The sequence below is a fragment of the Pantoea sp. BRR-3P genome, assembly GCF_039621635.1.
Lineage (GTDB): Bacteria > Pseudomonadota > Gammaproteobacteria > Enterobacterales > Enterobacteriaceae > Pantoea > Pantoea floridensis.
The window spans coordinates 2,107,547-2,119,613 of record NZ_CP155066.1; the positions used below are offsets into that span (position 1 = coordinate 2,107,547).

Annotated in this window: 10 protein-coding genes; 5 read left to right on the top strand and 5 right to left on the bottom strand. The window is 54.2% G+C overall.

The window, feature by feature from the left end; translation table 11 throughout:
- Positions 1-135 precede the first annotated feature (135 nt).
- Together asr and AAGR08_RS09710 are read left to right on the top strand one after the other, a co-directional pair.
- Entirely contained in the window at positions 136-609 is a 474-nt protein-coding gene (gene asr / locus AAGR08_RS09705; RefSeq protein WP_097097407.1) for an acid resistance repetitive basic protein Asr, read from the top strand.
- Positions 610-888: 279 nt separating this feature from the next.
- On the top strand, positions 889-1,695 hold the full coding sequence (locus AAGR08_RS09710) for a serine protease (protein ID WP_097097408.1): 807 nt from the start codon (positions 889-891) through the stop codon (positions 1,693-1,695).
- A gap of 107 nt (positions 1,696-1,802) precedes the next feature.
- Here AAGR08_RS09710 and hrpA read toward each other — a convergent pair whose 3' ends face one another.
- Complete coding sequence (hrpA, locus tag AAGR08_RS09715) at positions 1,803-5,699, bottom strand: ATP-dependent RNA helicase HrpA (RefSeq protein ID WP_345829820.1); 3,897 nt, start codon at positions 5,697-5,699, stop codon at positions 1,803-1,805.
- A gap of 232 nt (positions 5,700-5,931) precedes the next feature.
- Between hrpA and azoR the strand changes: the two genes are divergently transcribed.
- Positions 5,932-6,531, top strand: coding sequence for an FMN-dependent NADH-azoreductase (azoR, locus tag AAGR08_RS09720; protein WP_345829822.1), 600 nt, complete (start codon positions 5,932-5,934; stop codon positions 6,529-6,531).
- 83 nt (positions 6,532-6,614) lie between these two features.
- Here the strand turns inward: azoR and AAGR08_RS09725 are convergent, their stop codons facing one another.
- From AAGR08_RS09725 to AAGR08_RS09735, 3 genes are read right to left on the bottom strand one after another with little or no spacing between them, the layout of a single operon-like run.
- Positions 6,615-6,935, bottom strand: a complete 321-nt coding sequence (locus AAGR08_RS09725) for a YdbL family protein (protein ID WP_097097411.1) — start codon at positions 6,933-6,935, stop codon at positions 6,615-6,617.
- 11 nt (positions 6,936-6,946) lie between these two features.
- Positions 6,947-7,132, bottom strand: a complete 186-nt coding sequence (locus AAGR08_RS09730; protein ID WP_345829823.1) for a YnbE family lipoprotein — start codon at positions 7,130-7,132, stop codon at positions 6,947-6,949.
- Complete coding sequence (locus tag AAGR08_RS09735) at positions 7,129-9,747, bottom strand: YdbH family protein (protein ID WP_097097413.1); 2,619 nt, start codon at positions 9,745-9,747, stop codon at positions 7,129-7,131. The genes AAGR08_RS09730 and AAGR08_RS09735 overlap by 4 nt, the downstream gene beginning before the upstream one ends.
- A gap of 170 nt (positions 9,748-9,917) precedes the next feature.
- Between AAGR08_RS09735 and AAGR08_RS09740 the strand changes: the two genes are divergently transcribed.
- Positions 9,918-10,910: a 2-hydroxyacid dehydrogenase gene (locus AAGR08_RS09740; RefSeq protein ID WP_345829825.1), complete on the top strand. Its 993-nt coding sequence runs from the start codon at positions 9,918-9,920 to the stop codon at positions 10,908-10,910.
- Between the two features lie 16 nt (positions 10,911-10,926).
- Here AAGR08_RS09740 and AAGR08_RS09745 read toward each other — a convergent pair whose 3' ends face one another.
- Entirely contained in the window at positions 10,927-11,199 is a 273-nt protein-coding gene (locus AAGR08_RS09745) for a DUF333 domain-containing protein (protein WP_097097414.1), read from the bottom strand.
- A gap of 188 nt (positions 11,200-11,387) precedes the next feature.
- On the opposite strand from AAGR08_RS09745, the gene AAGR08_RS09750 reads away from it, so the two are divergent.
- Positions 11,388-12,044: an MgtC/SapB family protein gene (locus tag AAGR08_RS09750; RefSeq protein ID WP_097097415.1), complete on the top strand. Its 657-nt coding sequence runs from the start codon at positions 11,388-11,390 to the stop codon at positions 12,042-12,044.
- Positions 12,045-12,067 lie beyond the last annotated feature (23 nt).

A 12,067-nucleotide genomic window follows, 5' to 3' on the forward strand; every position in this document is an offset into this window, starting at 1 on the left:
GCCTATACCCCGCTTTGTACAATCGGTTACACGCCGATACCAATGCCTCACGGAAAGCCTCAATTGTTTTTCATATAGTGTTTTCACCGGCCCCGCAGTGGGCTACACATGAAAAAATAGTTCGAGGATTTTGCAATGAAAAAATTATTTGCACTGGTGATCGCCGCTGCTATGGGTATGTCTTCTGTTGCTTTCGCTGCTGAGACTACAGCTGCTCCTGCAACTCCAGCGACTACTGCTGCTCCAGCGAAACACAAAGCAGTACATCATAAGAAACCTGCTGCTCAGAAAGCGCAGGCTGCTAAGAAGCACAAAAAAGTAGAGAAGAAAGCGCCAGCGGCACAGAAAGCTCAGGCTGCTAAAAAGCACCATAAAAAAGCCACCAAGCCGGCTGCACAGAAAGCCCAGGCTGCTAAAAAGCACCACAAAAAAGCAACTAAGCCAGCTGCACAGAAAGCCCAAGCTGCTAAAAAGCACCACAAAGCAACCAAGCCAGCTGCACAGAAAGCGCAGGCTGCTAAAAAGCACCACAAAAAAGTAACTAAACCTGCTGCGCAGAAAGCGCAGGCTGCTAAAAAGCACCACAAAGTGAAAAAAGCGGCTAAATAAGGTTGCCTTGTCGCGCCAACACCGCCTTAACGATTGACAACACCCGGTTATGCCGGGTGTTTATTTACTGGAGTAGCGAAAAATGGTGCGTCGCTATCGCTTCGAAATTATTCTGATTGTGATGATCCTCTGTGGCATAGTTGCAGCCAGCTTTTTTATCTAGTCGTTGTAGCGTGCTGATTACTCCAATATTTCTCCCTTTTTCATCGCTCACCGACTATAGTTATCGCTCAAGCGTGATGACAATAACCTCTACTTATTCTCGCCATTGAGAGAACTATGCGCCTGGCTACCCTTTTTCTTGTTGGTCTTTTCAGTTTCAACCTCGCAGCACATGCCGATGATGAAGATGGGCCAAGCCCGGAAGACATCAAAACGTTGTTCTTTGGTAAAGATAATCGCCAGGCGATACGCGACGTAAGTGCTGCGCCCTGGGATGCCATCGGTCAGTTAGAGACCGAAAGCGGCAATCTTTGTACCGCCACTTTGATTTCAGCCCATCTGGCATTGACTGCCGGCCACTGTTTGCTGGCGCCGCCGGGGAAATTTGATAAGCCGGTAGCGTTGCGCTTTATGGCCAGTGCGAAAGGTTGGCGTTATGAGATTCATGATATTGATGCGCGCGTAGAACCTTCGTTAGCACGCCGATTGCAAGCTGACGGTGAAGGCTGGATCGTACCGCCAGCCGCCGCACCTTACGATTATGGGCTGGTTATTTTGCATAACCCGCCGTCGGGTATTGTGCCGATTCCCCTGTTTGACGGCTCACGTGGTGATTTAACCGCCGCGCTGAAGACCACCGAGCGCAAAGTGACGCAGGCAGGTTACCCTGCCGATCATCTGGATACGCTCTATTCACACAGTGATTGTTTGATTACCGGTTGGGCGCAGCGTGCGGTGTTGTCGCATCAGTGCGATACCTTGCCGGGCGACAGCGGTTCACCGTTGCTGTTGAAAAATGGCGATGAGTGGCAGTTAATTGCGGTGCAGAGTTCGGCACCGGCACCGGCCGATCGTTATCGTGCCGATAACCGCGCGATTGCGGTGCCATCGTTTAAAGATAAGCTGGAAGAGTTGGCGCAGTAAGCTGCGGGTGCTTTATACTCCACTGCCCACCTTTTTCTCCTTAATGTGATATTGATGCCCGCATTGTAGGGTCGCCATTCATGGCGACCGCCTCACATGCGAATCGCTTAACTCAGCTGCTCCATCGCCTGCAAAATACGCTTTTCCGAGATGGGATAAGGCGTACCCAGCTGCTGCGCGAAATAGCTAATCCTTAACTCTTCCAGCATCCAGCGAATCGCCTGCACTTCGGCATCATCCTGACGCTGCGGTGGCAATTTATTGCGCCAAACCTGCCATGCTTGTTCCACGGCCTGCACTTTCAACATCCGCGCGCGGTCGCTATGCGGATCAACCGGCAGTTTCTCCAGGCGTCGCTCAATACCCTGCAAATAACGTAGCGTATCGCCCAGATGCGACCAGCCGTTGCCGGTCACAAAACCGCGGTAGACCAAACCATTCATCTGCGCTTTGATATCGCCCAGCGCCAGCGCCAGCGACATATCCACACGTCCTTTCAGGAACTTATTGATATTGAATACGCACGTCAGAATCTGCTCAACCTGTTTGGCGATAGTGACAACGGTTTCATTCAGTTCAGCGCGTATTTTGTCGCGCAGCTGCTCAAAATTCTCCTGCTGCCACGCCGGACCGCCCGCCTCCGCCATCAGCTTATCCACGCCGCAGGCGATGCAGTCATCAATCAGCTCCAGCACTTTGCCATACGGGTTGAAGTACAAACCAAGCTTGGCTTTGTTCGGCAGCTTTTCGTGCAAATATTTCGTTGGTGATGGGATGTTCAGCAGCAGCAGACGACGCTGACCGCGCCACATCATTTTTTGCTGCTCTGCTTCGCTATCAAACAGACGGATCGCCACGCTGTCTTTCTCATCGACCAGCGCAGGCCAGGCTTTAACCTGATAGCTACCGCGCTTCTGCTCATAACTTTGCGGTAAGTCGCCAAAGCTCCAGATATGCAAACCGCTCTGCTCTAAGCCATCGTCCGCCACTTTCGACAGCGTTTCTTGCACTTTGCCCTTCAGCAACAGCTTGAGCTGATGCAGATTTTTACCTTCCTGCAGCTTGCGATTATGTTCGTCAACGATACGGAATGTCATTTTCAGGTGATCGGGCACCTGATCCCACTGCCAGGCGTCGCGGTCGATGGTGACGCCGGTCATGCGGCGGAATTCGCGCTCTAGCGCATCCAGCAGCGGCTGCTCCATCGCGGTAACGCGGCCGAGGAATGCTTCAGCATAGTTGGGCGCGGGTACCAGATTACGGCGCAGCGGTTTCGGCAACGATTTAATCAGCGCAATCACCAGTTCACGGCGCACGCCCGGAATCTGCCATTCAAAACCCGTGTCTTCAATTTGGTTCAACAGCGGCAGCGGAATGTGCACCGTCACGCCATCGGCATCCGCGCCCGGCTCAAACTGGTAGCTCAGTTTGAGCTTCAGGTTGCCCTGATGCCAGAAGTTGGGGTAATCGAGCTGGCTGACTTTATCCGCACCGTCCTTGATCAGCATTTGCTTATCAAAGCTCAGCAGATCCGGATTCTCTTTGCTGGCCTGTTTCCACCAGCTATCGAAATGTCGCGCCGATACCACCTCGCTGCCAATGCGACGATCGTAGAAAGCGAACAGCGTTTCGTCATCAACCAGGATGTCACGACGGCGTGATTTGTGCTCAAGATCTTCAATTTCGTTACGCAGTTTCAGGTTATTGCGGAAGAACGCATGGCGCGTCTGCCAATCGCCTTCCACCAGCGCATGACGGATAAACAACTCGCGGCTCAGCTGCGGATCGATACGGCTGTAGTTAACCTTGCGCGCCTGCACAATCGCCAGGCCATAGAGCGTCACTTTCTCCGTCGCCATGACCGCGCCCTGCGCTTTTTCCCAGTGCGGTTCACTGTAGCTGCGCTTGATCAGATGCTGCGCCAGCGGCTCGATCCACTCGGGATCGATACGCGCGGCAACGCGCCCCCACAAGCGGCTGGTTTCCACCAGTTCCGCCACCATGGTCCACTTCGGCGGCTTCTTAAACAGACCGGAACCCGGGAAGATGGAGAAGCGCGCGTTGCGAGCGCCAGTAAACTCCTGTTTCTCATTGTCTTTCTGACCAATGTGCGACAGCAAGCCGGTGAGCAAAGCACAGTGCACTTCGCGATAAGGCGCGGGTTCGCTATTGACCGGCATGCCTTGTTCCCGCACCACCTGACGCAGCTGAGTGTAGATATCCTGCCATTCGCGCACGCGCAAATAGTTAAGGAATTCGGTTTTACACAGGCGGCGGAAGTGATTGCTGGAGAGCGCTTTTTGCTGCTCCTGCAGGTAATTCCACAGGTTCACGAAGGCAAGAAAATCAGACTCTTTATCGGCAAAGCGGCGATGTTTCTCATCAGAGGCCTGCTGTTTGTCGGATGGACGCTCGCGCGGATCCTGTATCGACAGCGCGGCGGTGATGATCATCGCTTCACGCACGCAGCCAAATTTCTGTGCTTCCAACACCATGCGCGCCAGGCGCGGATCGACCGGCAGTTGTGCCAGCTGGCGACCCGAAGGCGTCAGCTTATAGGTTTCGTCTTCACTTAAGGTGATGGCACCGAGCTCTTCCAGCAGGCGCACGCCATCCTGAATGTTGCGTTTATCCGGCGCTTCCACAAACGGGAAGGCGGCAATATCACCCAGCCCCAGCGCCGTCATCTGCAGAATGACCGATGCGAGGTTGGTGCGCAGAATTTCCGGATCGGTAAATTCCGGGCGGCTAAGGAAATCATCCTCCGAGTAGAGACGAATACAGATCCCTTCGGACACGCGTCCGCAGCGGCCTTTTCGCTGGTTGGCGGAGGCCTGGGAAATCGGCTCAATCGGCAGGCGCTGCACTTTGGTGCGGAAGCTGTAGCGGCTGATACGCGCAGTGCCGGGATCGATAACATATTTGATGCCAGGCACGGTCAGCGAGGTTTCCGCCACGTTAGTGGCCAACACAATACGACGACCGCTGTGCGACTGGAACACGCGGTTTTGCTCGGCATTCGATAAACGCGCATACAGCGGCAGAATCTCGGTGTGCGGGATATCGCGCTTCATCAGCGCATCGGCGGTATCACGAATTTCACGCTCGCCGCTCATGAAGATCAGGATATCGCCGCGACTCTCCTGACCCAGCTCATCCACCGCATCAAAAATGGCCTGCAGCTGATCGCGATCGGTGTCCTCAGCGTCTTCCACCATCGGGCGATAGCGCACCTCTACCGGATAGGTACGTCCAGAAACTTCAATCACCGGCGCATTGTGGAAGTGACGTGAGAAACGCTGCGGATCGATGGTCGCCGAGGTGATGATCACCTTTAAATCGGGACGACGCGGCAGCAGTTCACGCAGATAGCCGAGCAGGAAATCGATGTTCAGGCTACGTTCGTGCGCTTCATCAATAATGATGGTGTCATATTGCAGCAACAGGCGATCCTGCTGGATCTCCGCCAGCAAAATACCGTCAGTCATCAGCTTAACCTGAGTGGTTTCGCTCACCTGATCGTTAAAGCGCACCTTGTAACCGATGGTGCCACCGAGTGACGTTTCCAGTTCGTCCGCGATGCGATTGGCCACGGTGCGTGCCGCCAGACGACGCGGCTGAGTATGACCAATCAGCCCTTTTACGCCGCGACCGAGCGCCAGACAAATTTTTGGCAGCTGGGTGGTTTTACCCGATCCGGTTTCACCGGCAACGATCACTACCTGATGCTCACGGATGGCATCGGCAATATCCTGCTGTTTCTGACTGACCGGCAGGTTTTCCGGAAAGGTAATGCGCGGCGTAGCGGCGGTGCGCTGGGCAATACGCTGCTCGGCAGCGGCAAATTCTGGCTCAAGTTCAGCCACAATGCCCCGCTGTGCGTCAGGATTTTTTACCTTCGCCGCACCTTGCAAACGTCGGCGCAGGCGTTGACCATCACGCAGCATCAGATTATCGAGCCGCGTCCAAAGGGAGGCTAAAGAAGTGGGTGCGGGTGATGACATAGCGATGAGTTACCTATTGTTGCAGCAAACCGGACACTTTCCCGGCGGATTCAAGCAATTAATGGTCGGCATCATAGCACAATCTGGAAAACCTGCCTGAACGCGACGTGCGAGCTTATTCAATTATTTCGAACATCGAGCTCGAAATATTGCGCTTTTACCGCACGGGCTTACTCCGTACAGTGTAAAGCATTGAGCGGTAAGCCAACCGCGTAACGCACAGGAAAATACCATGAGCAACGTTTTAGTTCTGAAATCAAGCATTCTGGCTGGTTATTCTCAGTCAAATCAACTGGCCGACTTCTACGCTGAAGAAGCACGTGGCAAAGGTGATTCGGTTACCGTTCGCGATCTGGCTGCTCAGCCAATTCCGGTACTGGATGGTGAGCTGGTTGGCGCACTGCGTCCGTCTGACGCGCCGCTGTCTCCGCGTCAGCAGGAAGCGCTGTCTCTGTCCGATGAACTGATTGCTGAACTGCAAGCCCATGACACTATCGTTATCGCGGCACCGATGTACAACTTCAACATTCCAACGCAGCTGAAAAACTACTTTGACCTGATTGCTCGTGCTGGCGTGACCTTCCGTTACACCGAAGCCGGCCCTGTAGGTCTGGTCACCGGTAAGCGTGCAGTGATCCTCTCCAGCCGCGGCGGCATCCATAAAGACACCGCCAGCGATCTGCTGACACCCTACGTGAAGCTGTTCCTTGGCTTTATCGGTATCACTGACGTGAACTTTGTGTTTGCGGAAGGCATTGCTTATGGTCCAGAAGTGGCGACCAAAGCGGCTAACGATGCGAAAGACGCCATCAAACAGATCGTGGCTGCATAATCCGTATTAAACCATAAATACCCGCCAATAACGGGTATCATGCCATCATTGCCGGGCCTGAGTGCCCGGCTTTTTTATGCGTTCTATTTACGCAGCCACTGGCCATTAATACCGCGCACATACTCGCCGCTGCCCGCACGGTTCACCAATTTTTCGCCGGCGATGCGTGCTACTTCGCTGGTAGTGAGATTATTTTGCTGAGCGACACGTTGATACTGCTGCATCCGTCCATCGTTAATACGCTTGACCAGCGCGAGCGTCTCGTCGTCCTGCTGGCGTGCAGCCACATAACCGCTCAGCGTTTCCCCAACGCGCCCTTGCTGACGCGCTTCATCCAGCGTTAGCGCCCAGGCCGATGGCACGAGCAGCAGCGCGGCAATCAGGGCAATCCCCTTGCGTTTCATCATGCTTCTCCTCAAAACAGCCCGCTTTGATTCTTCAGCAGCGCTTCCACATCTTTATCCACCTTGATGTGAATTTCATGCTCAATTTTGACGTTCATATTGATGGTGATCGGCTCTTTCGGCGCGGCGACTTCAATACGCGGGACGCAACCGCTCAATGGCAGTAGCACCAGCACCAGTAATGACCTGAGGCTCATGGTTGGGGATCCTTCTTCGAGGGTAAGGTGGCATTTTGCTCCACCCAGGATTGCAAATTATCGCCAAAACGCAGGCTGCGCCACAGCTGGAATAGATTCTCTTGATGACGGTAGTTGAGATTGACGGACTGACGGCGATTACTGAACTGGCTGGTCCCTTTCACCTCTGATTGCATCGTCAGATTGCCAAGATTATCCAAATCGATCGTGGCCCATGAACGCGATATCTCCATATAGCGCAGCCAATCCAGCGCCGCACCGGCGGCAAAATTATTACTGACGATGGCATCGGCCATATCTTTATCCAGGCGGAACGTCAGCGGACCGCTGTTGGCGATCCAGCCCTTTTCCACCAGCCAATGGGGATTGTTCACCCATAGCGGCAACTCGCCGTTAACCTTGCCTGACATAGCAAACTGCTTCGGTTTAATCGCCGTCACCAGCTTGCTCAGGTTGATCTCTTTGAGCGAGACGCGCGCGGGCTGATGCTGCGGCATGCGCAGCTCGGGCATACTCACGTGTCCGCCGAGCAGATCGAGATTCACATTGCTGAGCGTTAGCGGCTGGCGCTCCCGCCAAGGATAATGACCCTGCAAATCGGCGGTAATATTCTGCAGTGAAAACTGGTTTTTCACTTCGGCAATGCGTAATGAAACCGGTCCACGTCGGCCAAGCTGCCACTGATGATCTTTTAAACGGAACGGTAACGAGAAATCAATACCGTTGATTTCACTGTCGGGCATCCACAGGCTGCCCTCTTTTACCGTCCAGTGACCACCTGCTTCAAAACCCTGCTCGCTCGCTGCCGAAAACGCCACTTGCGCACGCAATTCACCTGACTGAATGCGCATTTTCAGGTCGCTGCTGAGTAAGGGCTGGAATACCGTCAGCGATTGCGCGGGCCACCAGGCTTCACCCCGTAAACGTTCCCCATCCCAGCGGCCATGGACGCGTACCGGGCCGATATCTTCCGCCATCAGCTGACCGCGCCAGATAAACTGGCTGGGATCGCTGCCTTTGGCTGCGAAATTGAGTTCTGAAGGGGGCAGCCAGCCGCCGTAACTGAACTGGGTTTGGCCGGATTTCAGCGTAAAGCCACCGTTAAAGGCGGGATGCTGGGGATCGCGCTGCCAGCGCACCGGTGCAGAGAGCGTCAGGCGCGGTTTAGCGACTTGCACCATGCCATAGGCCAGCTGATCGAAGCCGGTATCCAGCGTGCTAAGGGTGATTAATGTGTCTCGCCAGCTGCCGGTGCCTTTCACATCCCATTTGGCCGCCAGCGGTTCAATCACGCCCTCTCCCCAATAACGCCAGTTCCATACGCCGCTGTCCGGCCAAAAATCCGTGGCGCGGCCATCAAGATGCAGCGTGAAACGACCAAAGTTGGGATCGTGCGCCTTGAGTATCGCCTGCAGGCGACCATTAATGCCGCGCGTGGCTACGGTAACACCGGCCAGCGGCCAGCGTGCTTCATCCACTTCCAATGTTGAGAGTAAACGACCGCGCAAACGAAGCAGTGCTCCTTGCTTCAGGCTGAGCTGCGGATCCGTCAGCATGCCATGCAGCAAACCGGGCATGCTGCCATATAGTTGGAGATCGGCGAACTTACTCTCACCCGTCAACTGAAACGGCAACGCGCTCTCTGTCAGGCTCAGTTTGCCGGGGCCGATGCTTAATACCAGATTTCCTTTGCCACCGCGCCCTTGCGTCAGCAAATTGAATCGTCCGCTGACCTGGGTGTTTTCCAGCCCTTGTTGCCAGTTTTCAAGCGTTAATGTAACGCCACCCGATAGCGGCTGCTCGGCTTGCGGCCAGCGCCATTGACCTTGCGTAATACGGATTTGGCGATCGTCACCCTGCCATGGCAGCTGCAAAAGCGGGTGATCGTCGCCCTGTTGATTGACTACTAGCATCCCTTGCTGTTGTTGCCAGTTAAGCGTGAACGCCAGTGGCTGCGGCCATTGCAGCAAATTTACCGCTGCGTGCAGTTGGCCAGCGACGGGTAACCCATCGGCAAAGGTTGGCAAGGTGACATCACCCTGTAAATTCAGCGGCTGGGGCAGTAAAGGATGAGTGAGCTGCAGCTGGGCAATATGCATCTGCTGCCCCTGCAAACGGGCATCAACCTTGAGATTGTCGCCCTGATAGTGCAGTTGCTGCACATCTTTATCTAAGGTGAGGTCAAAACGACCAGCATATTGCTGAAACGGCAAAATGGTGACCGTTTGCAAGTGCACATCCGCGCCCGGCAACATCTTCTGCCACTCGGCCAGGCTACGCGGCGTACCGTTTGTCTCATTTCGCGGCAGCGATTGGAGGCAATCGCTGTTGAGCTGCACGTCTTCGGCATTAAGCTGCCAGCGCTTGTGCTGCCAGCCGAGTGCGGCATCGCTTACCTTCGCCAGCTCGCACTCGCCCGCCAGATAGCGCACCGCAGGAAAATGCAGCGCACCTTGCTGCCAGCGCGGCGTGCCGTGGAGTTCAACGCGGGTATTTTCTGGCAGCCAGATACCCACCAGACGCGGCAGCCACTGCGTGAGTGTCAGCAGCAATCCTAATAGCAGCAGTATCAGCGCCAGTAGTGCAGCAAGTGTTCGGCGAAGGCCACGCGTCATGCAGTTAACTTTCCTGTTCTTTACACAATCCTGACGAGGAGCCAAATGATGGCATGTTACGTCTCGCAAATGAAGTTTTCAGCCATATAGTCTGGCTGAAGACCAGCAAAATGCCGCGGAAAACGTTATCCTTTGATGATACCGACGTAGCATTTTTCAGGAGCGAAACAATGAAAGTTGCGGTTTACAGCACCAAGCACTACGACCAGAAGTACCTTGAACACGTCAATGCCAGCTTTGGATTTGAGCTGCAGTTCTTTGACTTCCTGTTATCGCCAGCCACCGCGAAAAATGCCGCTGGCTGCGATGCGGTGTGCATTTTCGTCAACGATGATGCCAGTAAAGAGGTGCTGGAAGAGTTGGCGACGCTGGGCGTGAAGCATATCGCGCTGCGCTGTGCCGGTTTTAATAACGTCGATCTCGCAGCTGCTAAAGCGCTGGGATTAAACGTGGTGCGCGTACCGGCTTATTCGCCAGAAGCGGTGGCCGAGCATGCCGTTGGCCTGATGATGACGCTCAATCGCCGTATTCATCGCGCTTATCAACGCACCCGCGACGCCAATTTTTCGCTGGATGGCTTAACCGGCTTCAACATGTATAACAAAACCGCAGGCGTGGTCGGCACCGGCAAAATCGGTATTGCGGCGATGCGCATCCTGAGGGGCTTTGGCATGCGCCTGCTGGCGTATGATCCCTATCCAAGCCAGGCGGCGCTCGATCTGGGCGCGGAATATGTCGATCTCAAAACGCTGTTTGCCGAATCCGATGTGATTACGCTGCACTGTCCGCTGACGCCGGAAAACCATCACTTGCTCAATGCGCAGGCGTTCAGCCAAATGAAGGATGGCGTGATGATCATCAACACTAGCCGCGGTGCGTTAATTGACTCACAGGCAGCCATTGATGCACTTAAACAGCAAAAGATTGGTTCGCTAGGCATGGATGTGTATGAAAACGAGCGCGATTTGTTCTTTGAAGACAAATCGAATGATGTGATTCAGGATGATATTTTCCGTCGCTTATCAGCGTGCCACAACGTACTCTTTACCGGTCATCAGGCCTTCCTGACGGCCGAAGCGTTGACGGCGATTTCAGAAACTACGCTCGGTAACCTACAACAGCTAGAGCGCGGTGAAACCAGTCCCAATCAGGTAACGGCGTAATCGCATTGCGCCTGCGTTAGCGGGCGCAATTTCCACCCATCAGCGCCTGTTCGTCACAGCGACGACCATTCGCCAGCTGGCACATACCGATACGTGAACCGTCTAACTGACGGGAAAACGCCAGCGATCCTCCGGCATTACTGCAATTCACTTCAGCCATCGATGACATAATAACGCGCGGTTGTACGTGTGCGGCAGTAGCTTGTTGCGGCGGTTCGTTATCACTATTGCTGCTGCAGGCAGAAAGTAACAGTGTCGTTCCGGCCAGCAGGAAGAGAGCGGCTTTCATCGGTTGGGCTCCGGGGATGAGCGAAAAAGTCGCACCAGCATATGTCAGGCTTAGCAAGGGATCGAGGGGTGACACAGCTTTTTACAAAATTTTCTTCCACGCTTTACAAGCAGAATTATCCTGATTGGGATATTTACCCCATTTTATTCCTGTGACATTCCCATTTTTCAATGACTAAGGAGAGATAAATGCTAACGGATATGTTGATTCGTATCGCTCTGGCCGGGATTCTCGGTGGCCTGATCGGGTTGGAACGCCAGCTGCGCGCCAAAGAGGCGGGTTTACGCACCCACATTCTGGTGGGTATCGGCAGTGCAATGTTTATGCTGGTTTCGAAATATGGCTTTGCCGACATGTTAGCCAGCGAACACGTGGCGCTCGATCCCAGCCGTATTGCGGCGCAGGTAGTCAGCGGTATGGGCTTTCTCGGCGCAGGCACCATCATCATTCAGAAACAAGTGGTGAAAGGCCTTACCACCGCCGCCGGTTTATGGGTCACCGCGGCGATTGGTCTGGTCATCGGTAGCGGCATGTATGAAATCGGCATTTATGGCACGGTGCTGGCGCTGGTCGTGCTGGAAACCTTCCGTCGCATCAGCCATTGGCTGATTGGCCGTCATCACACGCTGCTGGTCCATCTCAAACCGAAAAGCGTGCCAATCGTATTGTTGGTATTACAGCGCGAAAACATTCGCTACGGGCATATAGCAGTGGTCAATCGCGATGAAGAGAGCGGCTTATGCGAGCTGAGCGTTGAGGTGACGTTGTCACGCAGATCGCCAATTCACAATATTTACGACAAGGTGATGGAAATCAAAGGAGTACAATCGCTGGAGATGATGTAAAAACCATCAAATTTAGAGGCTTG